14 protein-coding genes are annotated in these 16,273 nt (G+C 58.6%); 5 read left to right on the plus strand and 9 right to left on the minus strand.

Translation table 11 applies throughout. The features are described from left to right. The 7 genes from PA598K_RS38885 to sbnA form a co-directional block, all read right to left on the minus strand. A partial coding sequence (locus PA598K_RS38885; protein ID WP_148091974.1) for an iron chelate uptake ABC transporter family permease subunit occupies nt 1–217 on the minus strand: 217 nt, incomplete at its 3' end. 128 nt (nt 218–345) lie between these two features. Then, a complete protein-coding gene (locus PA598K_RS21880) occupies nt 346–1,401 on the minus strand; it encodes an ABC transporter substrate-binding protein (RefSeq protein WP_185602157.1) in 1,056 nt (351 codons plus the stop codon). A gap of 204 nt (nt 1,402–1,605) precedes the next feature. Then, a complete protein-coding gene (locus tag PA598K_RS21885; RefSeq protein ID WP_128659003.1) occupies nt 1,606–3,681 on the minus strand; it encodes an IucA/IucC family protein in 2,076 nt (691 codons plus the stop codon). A gap of 18 nt (nt 3,682–3,699) precedes the next feature. Then, nucleotides 3,700–5,520 carry an IucA/IucC family protein gene (locus PA598K_RS21890; protein WP_185602158.1) on the minus strand — a complete coding sequence of 607 codons (1,821 nt, stop codon included), beginning with the start codon at nt 5,518–5,520 and terminating at the stop codon, nt 3,700–3,702. Between the two features lie 49 nt (nt 5,521–5,569). Further along, nucleotides 5,570–6,805, minus strand: a complete 1,236-nt coding sequence (locus PA598K_RS21895; protein WP_305780239.1) for a type III PLP-dependent enzyme — start codon at nt 6,803–6,805, stop codon at nt 5,570–5,572. After that, nucleotides 6,796–7,815 (minus strand): 2,3-diaminopropionate biosynthesis protein SbnB, encoded by a 1,020-nt coding sequence (gene sbnB / locus PA598K_RS21900; protein ID WP_128659005.1) that lies wholly within the window; start codon nt 7,813–7,815, stop codon nt 6,796–6,798. The genes PA598K_RS21895 and sbnB overlap by 10 nt, the downstream gene beginning before the upstream one ends. Nucleotides 7,816–7,866: 51 nt before the next feature. Further along, complete coding sequence (gene sbnA / locus PA598K_RS21905) at nt 7,867–8,865, minus strand: 2,3-diaminopropionate biosynthesis protein SbnA (protein WP_260405539.1); 999 nt, start codon at nt 8,863–8,865, stop codon at nt 7,867–7,869. Nucleotides 8,866–9,116: 251 nt separating this feature from the next. Here sbnA and PA598K_RS21910 point away from each other — a divergent pair, with 251 nt between their 5' ends. Together PA598K_RS21910 and PA598K_RS21915 are read left to right on the plus strand one after the other, a co-directional pair. Beyond that, complete coding sequence (locus PA598K_RS21910) at nt 9,117–10,535, plus strand: MFS transporter (protein ID WP_128659007.1); 1,419 nt, start codon at nt 9,117–9,119, stop codon at nt 10,533–10,535. Nucleotides 10,536–10,556: 21 nt separating this feature from the next. Further along, entirely contained in the window at nt 10,557–12,641 is a 2,085-nt protein-coding gene (locus PA598K_RS21915) for an IucA/IucC family protein (RefSeq protein ID WP_128659008.1), read from the plus strand. A gap of 121 nt (nt 12,642–12,762) precedes the next feature. Here PA598K_RS21915 and PA598K_RS21920 read toward each other — a convergent pair whose 3' ends face one another. Beyond that, complete coding sequence (locus PA598K_RS21920; RefSeq protein WP_128659009.1) at nt 12,763–13,413, minus strand: DsbA family oxidoreductase; 651 nt, start codon at nt 13,411–13,413, stop codon at nt 12,763–12,765. A 113-nt stretch (nt 13,414–13,526) separates the two neighbouring features. Continuing rightward, the gene (locus tag PA598K_RS21925) at nt 13,527–14,138 is read right to left on the minus strand and encodes a TetR/AcrR family transcriptional regulator (protein WP_128659010.1); all 612 of its coding nucleotides are present in this window, start codon (nt 14,136–14,138) and stop codon (nt 13,527–13,529) included. Nucleotides 14,139–14,287: 149 nt separating this feature from the next. Here PA598K_RS21925 and PA598K_RS21930 point away from each other — a divergent pair, with 149 nt between their 5' ends. The 3 genes from PA598K_RS21930 to PA598K_RS21940 all read left to right on the plus strand — a co-directional run bounded on the left by PA598K_RS21930 (nt 14,288) and on the right by PA598K_RS21940 (nt 16,234). Further along, nucleotides 14,288–14,722, plus strand: a complete 435-nt coding sequence (locus tag PA598K_RS21930; RefSeq protein WP_128659011.1) for a carboxymuconolactone decarboxylase family protein — start codon at nt 14,288–14,290, stop codon at nt 14,720–14,722. A gap of 189 nt (nt 14,723–14,911) precedes the next feature. Then, complete coding sequence (locus PA598K_RS21935) at nt 14,912–15,310, plus strand: hypothetical protein (protein ID WP_128659012.1); 399 nt, start codon at nt 14,912–14,914, stop codon at nt 15,308–15,310. 456 nt (nt 15,311–15,766) lie between these two features. Further along, complete coding sequence (locus tag PA598K_RS21940) at nt 15,767–16,234, plus strand: hypothetical protein (protein ID WP_128659013.1); 468 nt, start codon at nt 15,767–15,769, stop codon at nt 16,232–16,234. Nucleotides 16,235–16,273 lie beyond the last annotated feature (39 nt).

A 16,273-nucleotide genomic window follows, 5' to 3' on the forward strand; every position in this document is an offset into this window, starting at 1 on the left:
GCGCGCTGCCGACGATGACCGCGATGATCGCCCGGGGCAGTCTGACGCTGCGGACGATCAGATGCTCCCGCGAGCCGTCAAACGCAAAGAAGGCATCCATTACCGAGTCCAACGGAACCCGAACGATGCCAAACATAATACTGCTCAGAAAGGCCAGCAGCATCAATCCGCACAGCAGCGCTAGACCTGTCACAGGGAATCTTGCGTCCTTGTTCATCGCTTGCTCGTCACCTCCTGTTGTGATCTGGGTGCTACTCGCCAAACGCAGAAAAACGGATCGTCACATGGACGATCCCGTCTCCGGCCAAGCTATGCGACGCTTTTCCATTTACTTTTCGTTTCCTTTTACTTGGCTACGTATTGCTCCAGATCATCCACCACTTTGTTGACAGCCTGGATGCCCAGTCCGCTAAGCCAGTACTCCCAATCGACCGGGTAGACGGTCTGACTTTGCGCGCCTTTCAGCGTAGCCCACAGCGGACTGCTCTCCAGCTTGGCGAAGGCGTCCGGCTCCCGGTTGAACCAGAAGATGATGTCCCCGTCCAGATCGGCGATCTGCTCCTCCGTCACATCCTTGGAGAAGCCGGCATCCTGCTGCGCTGCCGGGCGCGCGATGCCCGCGTCCTCCATGATCGTGCCGGCAAACGTCTCCTTGAGGTAGACCTGGATTTTGTCTGCGCGCGGGCGGATCAGCGAGACTTCCTTGCCGCTCTGGTCTGCCACAGCCGACTTCAACCCCGACACGCGTTGCTCGTACGCCTCGAGCAGTGCTTTGCCCTCATTCTGGCGGTTGATCGCGTCGGCATGCAGCTGCAGATTTTCCTTCCAGGTGACGCCCAGCGTCTCCACGAACACCGTCGGCGCGATTTTTTTCAGTTGCTCGTAGATGGCATCGTGAGCGTCCTTGTTGCCGATGATCAGGTCCGGCTTCAGACCATCGATCGTCTCCAGGTTCGGCTCATTGACCGTGCCGATATTATCGATCCCGTCCGCCCCTTGCAGATAGCCCGGATAAGGGTCGCCTGCCGCGAGGATCGACGGCGCGCCTACAGGCTTCACACCCATCTCCAGCAGGTTGTCGAGCGCTCCGATGTCCAGCACCACCACGCGGGCGGGCTGTGCGGGCACCTCTACCGTGCCGTAGGCATCCGTCACTGTCCGGGTTGTCTCCTCCGTATTCGCGGCCGTTTCCCCTTGGCTGGCGTTGGCGGCGTCCGTGTCTTCGGTCGTATTGCCAATTGCGTTCGTAGTCCCGGTTGCAGGCGTATTGCCCGTCCCACCCGTGGTACCCGTCGCATCCGAGCCGCCATTGCCGCAGCCTGCGAGCGCCAGCATCAGTACCATCATTAGCACCCAAAGTTTGTAAGATGCCCTGCCTTGCTTCTGTCTCTCTGCTTGCATTGCTGTACAACCTCCAATTCCCCTGTTCGTCTCGTAATTAAGAGTGATAATCATTCTTATTTATGCTAACCGATGATTTCTATTTTTGTCCATGCAAAAATTTAAAGATCTCATATACTTTTTCGAAGCCAGCGCCCATTATGAGCATCCAGCGACGACGACTGCCCGCGATTACGAACTTCGTGCGACGATGGCAGCCAGCGATTACGAACTTTGTGGGACGACGGCTGCCAGCGGATTGGGCGCCTGGTGCAGTCTTGGCTCATCGTCCGGATACATCCTACGTTTGGTCAGCTGCTCGATGCCGATGTACGGCTCGAACAGGGACAGCTGCTCATAGCGTGCCTGATGCTGCGGGAACCGCTGCTGATAGCGCTCCACGATCTCGCGAACCTGTCTCCAGTAATCCAGCTCGGCCACTCCGTAGTGCGCCTGCATGAACAAAGCCAACTCTCCGAGATTAATAAAGAAAAACGCATCCTGCATAAAGTCGCGCACCTCCGCTGGCTCCGACGCCTCCACAAACGAATTGCGATTGACCCGGCGATGGTACGGCGGCACCTCGACCAGCTCCGGGCAACACTCCGGCTCCGCCAGCAGCTCGCGCTTGAACCGGATGCCGTCATGGAAGTCCTTGAGCGCAATCCGCGCAGGCCGACCCTCGCGGTGGATGAGCAGCATATTCTGCGCATGAGACTCCAGAGCGATGCCATGAGCGAACAGCCAGTGGATCAGCGGCAGCACCGACGTCTCCAGCAGCTCGGAGAGCCACCGCTCCGCGCCGAGGGCCTGCATCCACGGCTCGATCATCGGGCGGCCGGACTGATCCAGCGTCGTCAGCGTGTTGAAGGGGATGACCGACTCGCCCGGCTCCAGCAGCGGGTAGACGCTCTCCCGCCAGATGCAGGACAATGCGCCGTACACCTGCGGCTTGAGCGGCTCGGGCAGCTCGCGGTCGTCATACGCCACGCCAGCGATCTCGCCGAGCATGATGACGCGAAGCTCTTCCGTCAGGTAGGCGTCGCGGCGGGCGATGCCTTGCAGCCAGTCGGTAATAAGCGGCGCATTCTGTACCGTATGCGGAGCGATCACGCGACTCGTCGACGTATTAACGATGCTGAGCGAGAGCTTGAGCGAGGGCAGCTCCGGTCGCGAGCGATTGGACAGCGTGCGGATCGATTGCTGAGCGGTATAGATGTGCGGCGAGACGCCTATCGGGATGATGCTGCCGCTCCTCAGCTCCCCTGCTAGCCCCAAGGCGATAACATTCTGCCACTGCCAGGGGTGTACCGGCACCAAGTCATAGTCCGTCCGGTCTGCGCCTGCCGCAGCCAACGTCTCGGCCATCCGCAATAACGTCTCTTCGCCGCATAGCGCATGCAGCCGCTCCTCTGCGCTGGAGGCGTCTCCCTCCTGCGAGGAGGAGCGGGCGATCCGCAGCTTATCCTTATGAACGGCTACCCATAGCGGCCGGATCGGCTCTCCGAACTCCGGTCCATACGCCAGCTGATCCTCGACGCGGAAGCCGATCCTCGACTTGTAGCTCGGATGATACGGATGCCCCTCGATCGTGAGTCGCTCCCAATCCTCATCCTCCAGCGGCTCCGATGTCTGCTGCGAGGCCCAGACATAGCGGGCCAGCGTATCATGGATGAGCGTCTGCTCCAGCTCCCGGGCAAAATGCAGCAGCCTGGCCTCGTCCGCGCCGATACCTTGGCATACCTCCAGCAGGAACAGCGACAGCGATGTCGCCTCCTGCGGCTCTCCATAACCGGTCGGGCCTGGTTCGCCGGGCGCTTCCTGGACGGATGGCTGGATCGAATACAGCTCAAGCTGTCGACTGGATGGCGGACCAGATTGCTGGTCGAGCGGTTCGCCTGTTGGATCGCTGACGCTTCTCGTCACCGGCTCGTCGCTTAACCGCAGACGTCCGAAGCTGAGATGCCTGATCCCCGTGCAGATGTACAGCACCTGCTCCCCCGCTGCGCTCTGGCCCGTGATGCTCCATTCGATCAGCCCCCCAGGCAACTCGCGCTCGCGGGACACCGCCTCGATCACCCCCTCGTACAGCAGCGACTCCACCAGCTGTCGGAAGATCCGGCGGCGCGCCTGCACATAGTGCTCCGAGGCCAGCGCCTCGGTGTACAGCCGGAACTGTCGCTGCTGCTGATCCTGCTGCGCTTGCTGACCCGGTTGCTCTTGCTGCCCGGGCTCTGCCGCATACGAGCCGCTAGCGGAGGCCCTACGCTTCGCCTCCAGCCGCGATGCTATCGTCTCCATATACTCCCTCCTCCAACGTTAATCCTGATGCACCCTTCGGTACGCGTGCAATGGGTTGCTCACCCGATGCACACAGTCGGCCGATCGCTCATCGATCCGACGCCGGGTCAGCTGCTCCACCTCGATATCCGGGGCGAATACATCCAACTGCTCATAGCGCTCCCGCCGCTCCGGGAATCGCTCCTGATACGCCACGATGACTTCGGCCAGCGTCCGCCACCATACCTGCTCGCTCAGGCCGAAATGCTCCTCCACAAAAAACGCCAGCTCCGACAAATTGATGAACAGCAGAGCATCGAGCAAAAAGTCCCTGACCTCTGCCGGGTCTTGCTTCTCAATAAACGAATTGCGATTCACCCCGTGATGGTTGGCTGGCGGATAAGAAATATCGGGATAGCCGAGCGGATGCGGGATCGCCGGACAATACCGGACCCCATCGTGAAAGTCCTTGAGCGCCAACCGCTTCGGCCAGCCCTGCTCCAGGACGAGCATCATATTCTGCGCATGCGACTCTAGCCCGACGCCATGGACATAGAGCAGATGGAGCAGCGGCGTCACGGTCACCTGCATCAGCTGACGTACCCAGGCGTCCAGACCGTACCGCTGCACCCAAGCTGCGATGACGGGCTGACCCCGACGATCCAGCTGGCCTAATGCCGTGAACGGCAGCGCTGCCTCCCCGGCAACCAGCCGAGGATGCAGACTCTCCCGCCAGATCGCGCCGAGCGAGCCATACACCTGGCGCTCCAGCATGTCCGGCAGCTTCTGATGATGATAGGATATGCCCGCGATCTCCCTTAGCACGATTAGCCCCTGCTCCCCGCTCAACCAGGCATCCCCCTCCACGATCCGCCCGAGCCAATCGGAGATGCGAGCCGCATTGACGATCGTATGCTGCGCCAGGATTCGGCCGGAGGACGTGTTGACGATATTCATCGGCAGCTTGACATACGGCTTGCCCGGATGACGCCTGTTGGTCAGCGTGCGGATCGACTGCTGCGGACGATACTCGTCGCCTGCCTGTCCGAGATAGACGATCTCGCCTGATGCCAGCTGATCCAGACAAGCCACGGACAGGATGCGCTCCCATTGCCACGGATGGACAGGCACGAGGACATAGTCCGCCGGATCGACGGCTGCGACCGTCTCGCGCAGCACCGCTGTCAGCCTCGTCAGCTCCTCTCCCAGCTCGGCCTCCATCAGCTCCGCATAGGAGCGCAGCGAGTCCGAGAGCGACAGCACTGTCGCATCGGAGCGGATGGCCAGCCAGATCAGCCTGAACTCCGGGCGGAACTCGGGCCCGTACGCCAGATTGTCCGCCAGCGTGAAGCCGATCCTCGATTTGTAGCATGGATGGTATGGATGACCCTCCACCTGGGCCGACTCCCACGCATCATAATCCTGGCTCTCTGGCTCCGACAGGTCCGCCGCTGCCAGCCATCGCGCAGACTGCGCATCCTTGAGCAGCGTCTGCTGCAGCTCCTCCGCGAACCGCGTCAGCAGCGCCTTGGAGACGTCCATCAGCGCACCGATCTCCATCAGGAAGCGCGGGATCGAGTCCGCCTCCGCCTCTCCCTCGGCGCTGAACCGCATCACCGGCCCTCCCGTCAGCCCGATGCGACCGAAGCTTTGTTTGCGGACCGCCCGGAATACATACTGCACCTGCGCCCCCGCTTCGGTCTGGCCGCGCAGCGCGTACTGCGCCTCCGCCTCCTCCAGGATGAGCGGTTCCTTGATGATGCCTTCATATAGCAAGGACTCGATCAGCTGCCGGAACACGCGCCGTCGTACCCCGCTCCATTCCTCTGATCTTGCCAGCCTTGCAGCTTCCCCGTTCATACGACACCTCCCGTTCGATATTCCCGCTCCCAGATGCGGATACTTGGGATCATTCGTACAGATATACATGCCGGGGATGCGGATGACTCAAGAAGTCATGGTGCGAGATCGCCCAGCCATATGCGCCTGCGTACCGGAATACGAGCACGTCCCCCACGCGCACCTCGTCCGCAGCGCTCCCGCTCGCCAATACGTCCTTGGGCGTACACAGCTGTCCTGCCACCGTATACGGCTCCCCCTGCACCCCGGGCCTGTCATACGGGTAAGGCCACTCCTCGATCCGTACGACTGCGAACGGATGGCTGTGACCCCACGAGACCGGCAGCCGGAAATGATGGGTGCCGCCGCGCACAATCGCATACGTCCGCCCATGGTTGACCTTGACGTCCAGTACCTCGGTCGCATAATACCCGCTCGATGCCGTCATATAGCGGCCGCACTCGAACAGCAGCGTCGTCTCCGGCAGCAGCTCCCGGCGCAATACCGCAGCCAGGCCATCCACAAAATGAGGCCAGTCAAACTGCTGCTCCAGGTCCGCATAGTTCACCCCGATGCCGCCTCCGGCATTGAGATACCGCAGCGGAAAGCGATAGCGCTGCGCCCACTCGCGGGCGATCCGGCAGTAATACTGCACCAGCTTCACATGCTGCGCCGCATCGAGATTGTTGGAGAGCGAATGAAAATGGAAGCCCTCGACTCGAATATGCGGCATTCCAGCGATCTGCTCCATCACCTGCGGGAGTAGCGCTTCATCGATCCCGAATTGGGTCGGTCGCCCTCCCATCGCCAGCGTCGCCTCGGGCAGCGGCCCCTTCAGATTGACGCGGAGCAAGACGGACGCCACCGTCCCTCGCTCAGCTGCGATCGCCTGCAGCTTGCGCAGCTCGTGCAGACTCTCCACATGGATGAGCATCACCTGTTGATCCAGCGCGCCTCGCAGCTCCGACTCGGTCTTGCCGGGTCCGCCGAAGATGATCGGGAGGTCGGCAGACACCCGGCGAGCCTTGACGACTTCGCCGAGCGACGCCACCTCGAAGCCGTGCGCCACAGGCGCAAGCGCGCGGAGCACCTCCTCCTCCGAGTTGGCCTTCATCGCATAGAACAGCCGGCTCGCGGACGGCATCGATTGCACGCGCTGCCGCACATGATCCACGAGCGCGCCCACATCGCGGATGTACGCACAGATCGGCTCCGTCTCCTGCCGCTTCAGCTCCCGCACATACGTCTTGATCCGCTCCAGCTCGCGGGCGGAGCTCGCTTGCTGCGGCCTCGCGTCTATAGCCATAGCCGCGTGCCCTTTCCTTGCGCGACAGCCCGCTCATACATCTCGGCAGCGCTGGCGATGTCCTCGACGGCCATGCCCATCGGATTGAGCACGATGATCTCGTCCTCACGCTCGCGGCCCGGCTTCGCTCCGATGAGGATTTCCCCCAGCTCGGCATGGAGCCGCGCGCGGGAGAATTGCCCCTCGAGCACGAGTTGATTGATGATCTTCTTCTCCCGGTTCGATTGGTCCCAGTCGTCGACGACCACCTTGTCCGCCCGGACGAACACGTCCTTGTGCAGGTCCATGATCGAGATATTGCTCACGAAGGCTCCCTTGGCCAGCCATTCGTAAGGGATATGCGGAGCGGATGCCACCGTCGCCGTCACGAGCACCTCGGCCTGACGGACGGCTTGCTCGGCAGATGCGGCGACGCGCAGCTCGACCTGCTCGAACCGGGTACCGAGCTCATCGGCCAAGGCGCGAGCCGCCTCGGCATTCAAATCGAACAGATGAATGGTGCGGATCGCCTCGAACTGCTCCAGCAGCGAGACGAGTTGCATCCTGGCGATGACGCCGCAGCCGATGACGCTGACCGTGCGGAAGCCCTCCCTCGCCAGATAGCGTGCGCCGATGACCGTGACCGCCGCTGTGCGCATGCCGCTAATAATGCTGCCCTCCATGACGGCGATCGGGTAGTTGCTCTGCGGGTCGTTCAAGATAATAAGCGCACTCGCCCGTTCCTTGCGGCGCTGCTGGGGATTGTCATGCTTGCTGCCGATCCACTTCAGCCCGCTGACCGCCACCTCTCCGCCTACATACGCTGGCATCGCGATGATCCGGTCGGCGATATGACCATTCGCCTCATCCACCCGCAGATACGGCTTCAACGGCTGGACGATATCACCTCGGGCATGCAGCTCGAGCGCCCGGCTCACCGCTCGCACATACGGCTCTGAACGGAGCCCTCCGAGGTCGACCATATCCTGCTTGCTCAAGTACAACAGACTATGCTCCTGCACGGTATTCATCTCTCGTCCTCTCTCCCCTGTCCTCTGATTTGTTGTTATCCTTACACGACATTATTGCGCCATCGTCAGGGCAACCTGGCTTGACGGCAGTCCATCCACCCACGCTTCGTCGTACACGCTGTCCAGATAACGCTCGCCGCGATCCGCGAATACCGTCACCACTTTGGCAGACGGGGGCAGCGTCGGCACCAGCCGCTCCAGCGCAGCGACCAGCGAGCCCGACGAGCCGCCTGCGAAGATGCCTTCGCGCTCCAGCAGCTTGCGGCAGCCGCGCACCGATTCTCTATCGTCGATATGGATCACCTGATCGATCTCGTCCGGGCTATACAGCTCCGGCACCCGATTCGCCCCGATGCCCGGCAGCTCGCGCGGCCTCGACGCCGTGCCGAATATGACTGAGCCAACCGCGTCGACCGCGACGATCCTCGCCTTCGGATTGGCCTCCTTCACTCTCCGGGCGATACCGAGGATGCTGCCTGTCGTGCTGACCGCACACACCAGCACATCGATCTGTCCGTTCATCTGCTCGACGATCTCCCGGCCTGCCCCATGATAGTGAGCCTGCCAGTTAAGCGGATTGGCGTACTGGTTGATCCAGTAGCCCGCCGGGTCCTGCTGCGCCAGCTCCTTGACCCGGCGAATGCGGGATTGCAGATAGCTGCCGTGCTCATCCGCTTCCTTGACCATCTCGACCTGGGCTCCGAGATAGGTGATCAGCCTCAGGTTCGTGGACGTTATTTTCGGATCGACGACACAGGTGAACTTGAGACCGTAGCTCTTGGCCGCCAGCGCCAGGCCGATCCCCAGATTGCCCGAGGTGCTCTCGATGAGATGGGTATCCGGCTTGATTGTGCCATCGCGCAAGCCTTGCTCGATGATGTATTTTGCCGGTCGATCCTTCATGCTGCCGCCGGGATTCATCAGCTCCAGCTTGGCATAGACCGCAGCCCCCTTGGCTCCGAACAGCGCGTTCAGTCGAACCAGCGGCGTCTGACCGATGCAGTCAAGGATGGAGCTGGCTACGTTCGGCGACGGTTGATTACGTTGCAAGGCACTTCGTTCCATAAGTTCACACCAGCCTTCTCGATAAATTTGTCATCCAAAACCATCTTAGTTGATAATGATTATCATTTTTACTCGGGTGCAGCCCTTATTATGGGTACCCTTTTTTTCCCTGTCAACCGCTAAAAACTTTTGCAAATTTGTGCATGCTTTTGTAATTGACAATGAGAATCATTATTGATAAGATTTCCTGGAAATTGCCTTCTATTTTCCAACAGCAAGGTTGGTGAAGCCCTCTAATGATGCCTCAAAAGGCCTGGAGCCAGAGCATTCGCATCCTGTCAGGCGGACGTTTCTTGTCCAGCGCGGGGCTGACCGGGATCAGCCCTTTTATCCCGTATTATATGGAGCATATGAACGTCGGCACCCCTGAGGAGGTGCTAATGTGGACAGGCCTATCCGTCTCCGCGCCAGCTCTCTCCTACGCCCTGCTCACCCCCTTGTGGGGCAAGCTCGGCGATCGGTGGAGCCGCAAATGGATGGTCGTGCGCGCCTTGGTGGGTCTGTCCCTCAGCATGTTCCTGATGGGCGTCGCCCAGACCCCCTTCCAGTTCTTCCTGTTCCGTCTATGTCAGGGCGCCTTCGGCGGCATATCCGACGCGAGCAGCGCGTTCGTCGGCTCGCATGCGCCGCCAGCTGAGCAGGGGCGGTCGCTCGGCCAGCTCGAGCGGGCATCGGCAGCCGGGCTGCTGGTCGGCCCTCTGCTCGGCAGCATCTGCGTCGCGACATGGGGCAGCCGTCCGTTGCTGTTCATTACCGCCTCACTGACGATCGGCTTTGCCTTGCTGGCATCCCTGGCGCTGGGCGGCCACACCGAGCGGGGGCGCTCGACCGCAGCCGGGGAGTCGGGGCAAGACAACGAACCGACTCCGGTCGCTCAGGGGGCGGTGTCCGGCTCCGGCCCTACTCCGGCCGCCTTGGAGCAGACATCGGTATCCGTACCGACGCTCACCGCTCGCACACAGGCATCGGCATCGCTATCCGCTCCCGCCTCCCCTGTAGAATCGCCGGAAGCGGCGGGGAAGGCGACGGACAGGCGGAGCGGCATCTTCGAGGCGTTCCGCTCGCTGCTCTCTCACGCGATGACCCGCCGGCTGATCCTGGCAGGCATTATGTTCAAGCTCGTTGATTTTGCGACGTTTACGATGTTTACGCCGTACATGCGGGAGCTCCATTCGGCTGCCACTGCTGCGCTCATGGCAGGCTTTTTGCTGGCGACCTCCTCCTTCGGCGAGCTGGTCGGAGCCCCCTGGTGGGGCAGACGCAACGATCGCCATGCGCCCGAGCGCAATCTCAGGCTGGCTGGCCTGCTCTATGGCCTCTGCCTGCTCGCGCATCTGCTGCCGCTTGGCGTGGCTTGGCTCGTAGCGCTGCGTTTTTTGACGGGCTTCTTCTTCAGTGCCCTGCTGCAGACTGTCATGCTCCATGTACTCCGCTCCTCGACCGAGCAGGATCGCGGCGTCCGCATCGGGGCGACCAACAGCTTGCTCATGGCAGGCCAGCTCACAGGGCCTTCGCTCGGCGTATGGATCGGGGGTCTCTGGAGCATCCCGGCCGTATTCCTCGTCATGGGTCTGGTCATGCTGGCGGTCACGCGGCTCGTCCCCCGCAGCTACGCCCCGAGCAGGCAGGAGGCTATGCGGCTGCCGCTCCAATAATCGGTGAAAGGATGAGTAAGGATGAGTAATAAACAAGCGATCGCAATCAAGCTGGAGGTCCATCCACAGGAGAACCAACAACACGAGAACTCCCCCGCCCAGATGGCGCGGCGCGAAATGCTGAGCCGGATGCTGAACGCCTATCTGCGCGAGAGCGGGCAGCACGCTCCCTGGGCTTGGGAAGGCTCCGTGCATCTGCCCGGCATCACACTGGCGATCCAGCTCCCTGCGACAGGTCAGATGATCTACGGCACGCTGCTCCATCGCTCCGCAGCTGGACATCATGTATATGGCAACCAGCTTTACGCTTCGGCAATCGAGCACTTGTCGCCAGCAGATTGGAGGCCGCTTTCCTTTGAGCAAGTCACCGCGTTGCTGCTGGAGGAGATCGCAGCTGCGCAATCGCTGCCGGCAGGCGAGGCCGACGAGCTGGTACTGGCAGAGATCGCAGCTGTGCCATCGCAGCCCGCAAGAAAGGGAGACAAGCTGACATCGCGGTCGCCATCCTCTCCTGCGGCAGCGCTCATCGACCAACAGAAGACCGCTCTGGAGCAGATGGTGTACAACAGTCTGTCGCATATGACGTCTTATCTGGCGCATGCCATCGAGACCGGACCGCCCCGCGCGCTAAGCTTCAGGTATGCGGAGCAGACGCTTTTATGCGGGCATCCCTTTCACCCTACGCCCAAAAGTCTCGAAGGCTTCAGCGCCCCGGACTCCCGAGCGTATTCGCCGGAATACGGGGTCGGCTTCGACCTCAGCTGCTTTGCGGCGGCCCCGGAGCTGGTGGCCGAGGATTGGCTGGGAGGCGCAGACAGCGAAGGATCGGCTCCCTGGGTCCCTGCCGAGATGACGGAGGCCGCACATCGCATGCTTGTGGAGGAACGTCGGCATTACAAGCTGCTCCCTTGTCATCCATGGCAGGCCGATTACCTGCGCGGTCTGGATGACGTGCAGCGCCTCATGCGGCAAGGGCTATTGATCGACCTGGGGCGTACGGGTCCTCGCGTATATCCCACCTCTTCCGTGAGGACGGTGTGGAATCCTCGGGAGGACTGCTTTTACAAGCTGTCGCTGCATATTCGCATCACCAACTTCATCCGCGAGAACACCGAGGAGCAGCTGCTGCGCACGCTTGACGCTTCGCGGATTATTGCCGCCGTGAAGGATCGATGGGAGTCGGCGTCCTTTCAGATCCTGCTGGAGCAAGGGTATCGCACCCTGCAAGCCCCTGGTGTAGACTCAGCTACCAGAGCTCAGCTGATGGCCGGCTTCTCGATGATTGTGCGGGAGGCCCCGGACGGCTGCAACTCGGCTGGAAAGTCGGCGGATGGATGCAGCTTGGATGAAGAGGCGCCGGATGGCTACAGCTCGACTGGAGAGTCGCCAGGGGGCTACAGTTCGTCTGGACAAGTGCCGGATGACTGGAGATCGTCTGGAGATGCGCCTTATGTCGTCGCTTCTTTAATGGAGGTGCTACCTGGAGAGGCGGAGCCGCTGCTGTTCCGGGCGGTGCGCGAGAGTCTGCGAGAGCGCTTCGGACAGGAGGCTGACGAGGGGAAGATGGATTGGCTGGCGTGGTTCCGCCAGTATGTGGAGGTGTCGATGGTGCCGATCCTGCGAGGGTATGCGACCTACGGCATTAGTCTGGAAGCGCATGTGCAAAATGCGATGCTGCGCCTCTCGGACGGCATGCCGGACGCCTGTTATGTGCGCGATCTGGAGGGCATCAGCGTCGATCGCTCCCTTGCGGAGGAACAGGGGTGGGTCGGCAGCCTCGTCCAGCGTGACAGTCCCGTCCTGTATGACGAGGAGGAGGCGCGCCACCGGTTGAAGTATTACTTTTTCGTCAATCATCTCAGTCATGTCGTGCAGCGGCTCGCTTACTACACCTCGCAGTCCGAGCAGCCCTTCTGGCGCATCGTACGGGAGACGCTGACCGAGCTCCGGGAGCAGTCTGAAGCCACCGACCGTCTGCGCTCGGTTGCAGACGATCTGCTGCATTCGCCGACCTTGCCGGCCAAGGCCAATCTGCTCAGCCGCTTCCATCAGCGTGGAGAGACGCCGCTCTATGTCGACATTCCCAATCCGATCCGGATCGGATGAAGCCCAGCGGCGCTGTTCAGACGCAGCGGCGCATCGAAGATCGGTGCGCCGCATGCTTTTTTCTCGCTACGGGTCCCTTTATTGCAAAGCTATCGTGCGCCTCCTCGTACACCTCGCTGCATTAGCAAGATTCGCCATCCAGGGAGCATTGCATCCCCTTCACCTCATTTGTTGTTCTTGCAATTTCTTGATCAAGCACCTGTTCAAACACTTCTTTGCTGGCAGCTCCGGAGAGCCGCTCTTCCCCTATAATAAAGGTCGGCACGCCAGTAATTTGAGCCTCCTGGTAAGCATGTTTAAGCGCTTGTTGATGGACGTCTTTGTACTTCCGCGTCTCTAGAGCAGCTTTGAACGCCACTCCATCCAGTCCGACTTCTGCCGCAAGCGCAGCTAACACGTCCAGATCGCCGATATTTTTTTCTTCTTGGAAAAACGCCTTGTACAAGCGATCGTTGTATTCCTTCGCTTTATGATGCTCTTTGGCATAACAAAAGCCTTCATGCGCCAAATCTGTATAGGGATGCGGAGATACACGGGGAAGCTTCATATCCACCCCCCATGCTTCAATCCGCGGATAGATAGCTTGCTTCCACAAAGCTAGCTTAGCCGGGTCATTCACCGGGTCAAGCGGCTGCGATGGTCTTGGCCGCAATTCAAACGGCAGCCACTCGACCTCCACATCTTTTCCTTCCGCCGCTTTTTCGAACTGATCCTTGCCTAACAAACAAAATGGACATACGTAATCTGAATAAATCTTCACCTTCACTGCCATTGTTTTGGCCTCCCATTTCATTTGGATTACTCGCCTCTTGTTGTAACTATTCTAGTTACATCTAGATCATCTGTCAATACACCCGTATATTCTCGTAATCCGTGCAGGAGGCATTATTGCGATTCGATTTTCAAACCTGCCGCCTCCAAGGGTCCCTTGGTTATAATTTGGACCAGATTTTTGCTCATATGCTTCGGGGAGTACATCTGATCATGGAGAACCCACCACCGGATCATCCCCATCAACGCAGAAGCCATAAATTCAACCAGCAGATCTGTTGGCAACGACGGGTTCCACTCCTGAAGCTTCAGCAATGCAAATTCTCGTTTAAAGCTAGTCTTGATTATTTCCTGGATCGAATAGTTGACGCCATGAATTCCATGTCCCCCGAGCATTACTTGATAAAACTGAATATGCTGGCCGACATTGTCGAAGATCCGTTCTATCATCGCTTCAAGCTTTACGACGAGCACTTCATTATTTTCTACGTAAGAGGTCGGCTTTATTAATTGCGATAATTCCAAACATACCTCCTCCGTCAATTGCTCTAGCAAATGGTGCTTGTCATAATAGTGCAGGTAAAAGGTGGCACGATTAATAAGCGCCTGATTGGCAATATCCTGAATCGTAACAGCGTCGAGCCCCTTATCCCCCATCAGCGTTAGAAAAGCCTCTTTTATTAATTTCCGAGTGCGGATAATTCGAAGATCTGTTTTTTTAGACATCGCTTCACCACCTGACGATTAATTTCGATGTATGCGACACTTTCATATGAATTGTCGTATAACGAATAAACGAACCGATATTGACGATTGAAATTTACAGCCAACCTCCTATACTTGCATTATATTCTATTCTTTATGAGGAGGTATACATGGAAACTCGGTTTATTATGGGAAAGGTATTTCCGAAAGGCTACGCAGCCGTTGGAAATTTGTACAAGGTAGCTACGGAGTCTTCGATTGAAATGACCTTGCAGGAATTAATGTACATCAGAGCATCACAGATAAACAAGTGTGCCTTTTGCATAGACGGCCACACCAAAAAAGCTCGCGCATACGGGGAAACCGAGCAACGAATCTACGCCTTGAGCGCTTGGGAGGACTCAAATCTATTCACAGAAAAGGAGAAAGCAGCCCTCGCCTTAACAGAGTCCATCACTCTGATTAACAAAGAACAGCTGCCTGACTCGGTGTACCGCGAGGTAGAAAAGCATTTCTCGCAAGAGGAAATTGCAGAGTTGATTATGGCTGCAATTATGATCAATACCTTCAACCGGGTGGCAATCGCCACAAGGCTCATTCCTTAAAAAGAACCAGAGGCGGGGCCAGAATATCAGCGGTCAAAATACCCTATGACAAAGCCGGGCATATCGTTGCCCGGCTTCTTGTCTATAAAATGTTGAAACTTTACAGATTTTTTGGGGGTATATATAAGGAGCAGTTAAGGTTGAAACGGAAGACCAACGCTAATCAACAAGACAGGAGGAAGATGTACGATGGGACGTTCATACAAAATACTAACAGGCCTGGCGGTTGCGGTAATTGTAGTGGCTGGTATGGCTGGTTTTTGGTGGTATAGCCAGAAAGGAGGCGGCCCCGATCTCGACGGACGCTGGAAGCTCGAAGGTAGCGGAGACGGTTGCTTTACAACGGTGCGCTTCGCAGCCAATCCGCTAAGCAACGGCGGCGGCGTATCGCTGGAGACGACGAATGGCAATGTCGTACAGATGTATTACGGGACCTTTACCCAGCATGCAAACGAAGCTACCGTTGAACTGAACAACCCGCCGGTTGACCCGTTCGTCATGACGGCCGAAGCGCAAGAGGATGCGCTGAAGCTGGTCTATGCATGGGAGGGCAAGGATTACGCCTGCACGTATATCCAGCAACAGTAAGGATAATAATCCGCTAGTCAAGCTGCTTCGAAGCAACTAACCTTCCAGTGAACGGACGCCTTGGCGCGTCCCCCCGGCAGCCTATCCCGCCCTGCGCGCAGCTTCCAGCACGCAGGGCTTCCTTGCGAGATGCCGATCAATCAATCGGCTATATGCCGTCATGCCGCAGGCCCCCGCGCGTTGTTCGTCCAACCGAGGCCTTTCGCTTACCGCTCCCCTCCCCCGTTAGTCTCAACCGCCCCACAGCAATGGCCAAGGCCAGCACCAGGAAGACGATGTTGATGACAAAGTCGGATTCACTTCGATGCGATCTGCCACTTGCGGGAACGAATCTCTAGTCGCATACTAAATCATAGGACTCCATTTCGGAATTCGGAAAAGGGAAGCCTGTCATCCTGCTTCGGCTTTTGGCAAATGACACGTTAAGCGCGGCTAGACTGGAAGGAGATTAGGGGTATGGGCATCTATATCAAAGGTATCATCATCGTTGTGTTGATTTTGTTGCCGAATGTATTATTTTACATTTTCCCTACGCAAACGGCTGTCCCGAACTTAAAATCCCCGCCTATGTTCTTAACGATAATCGAGCAGATCGGCCGCATGGCTTGCTTGATCGTACCCATCGTGCTGGGAAAGCAAATTGCGGAGCAGCGGATGTCTATCTTCGTTATCCTCATGGGCGTATGCTTGCTCATCTATTATGTCAGCTGGTGGATGTACTTTACCCATGGAAGGGAATTCGTCGATTTGTTTAGTCCGCTCGGCTTTATTCCAGTGCCGATGGCTGTATTCCCGTCCCTATACTTTCTGTTGCTAGGTATATGGCTCAGATCGCCCTATATGATAGCGCCTGCCATTGTTTTTGCGATTGCTCACATCACGATCAGTTGGAATACGTATGTGCAGTTGTATCGAATGAAGTGAAGCTGTAGGTTACGCATCTAAATCGGGTAGGAGGCTGCC

The organism is Paenibacillus sp. 598K, assembly GCF_003851045.1.
In the GTDB taxonomy this organism is placed as follows: domain Bacteria; phylum Bacillota; class Bacilli; order Paenibacillales; family Paenibacillaceae; genus Paenibacillus_D.

Bases quoted from the DNA above. Each gene is read 5' to 3' on its own strand.
- PA598K_RS21880 (WP_185602157.1), bottom strand. From the start codon at position 1,401: ATGCAAGCAGAGAGACAGAAGCAAGGCAGGGCATCTTACAAACTTTGG.
- PA598K_RS21885 (WP_128659003.1), bottom strand. From the start codon at position 3,681: ATGGAGACGATAGCATCGCGGCTGGAGGCGAAGCGTAGGGCCTCCGCT.
- PA598K_RS21890 (WP_185602158.1), bottom strand. From the start codon at position 5,520: ATGAACGGGGAAGCTGCAAGGCTGGCAAGATCAGAGGAATGGAGCGGG.
- PA598K_RS21895 (WP_305780239.1), bottom strand. From the start codon at position 6,805: ATGGCTATAGACGCGAGGCCGCAGCAAGCGAGCTCCGCCCGCGAGCTG.
- sbnB (WP_128659005.1), bottom strand. From the start codon at position 7,815: ATGAATACCGTGCAGGAGCATAGTCTGTTGTACTTGAGCAAGCAGGAT.
- PA598K_RS21910 (WP_128659007.1), top strand. From the start codon at position 9,117: ATGATGCCTCAAAAGGCCTGGAGCCAGAGCATTCGCATCCTGTCAGGC.
- PA598K_RS21915 (WP_128659008.1), top strand. From the start codon at position 10,557: ATGAGTAATAAACAAGCGATCGCAATCAAGCTGGAGGTCCATCCACAG.
- PA598K_RS21920 (WP_128659009.1), bottom strand. From the start codon at position 13,413: ATGGCAGTGAAGGTGAAGATTTATTCAGATTACGTATGTCCATTTTGT.
- PA598K_RS21925 (WP_128659010.1), bottom strand. From the start codon at position 14,138: ATGTCTAAAAAAACAGATCTTCGAATTATCCGCACTCGGAAATTAATA.
- PA598K_RS21930 (WP_128659011.1), top strand. From the start codon at position 14,288: ATGGAAACTCGGTTTATTATGGGAAAGGTATTTCCGAAAGGCTACGCA.
- PA598K_RS21935 (WP_128659012.1), top strand. From the start codon at position 14,912: ATGGGACGTTCATACAAAATACTAACAGGCCTGGCGGTTGCGGTAATT.
- PA598K_RS21940 (WP_128659013.1), top strand. From the start codon at position 15,767: ATGGGCATCTATATCAAAGGTATCATCATCGTTGTGTTGATTTTGTTG.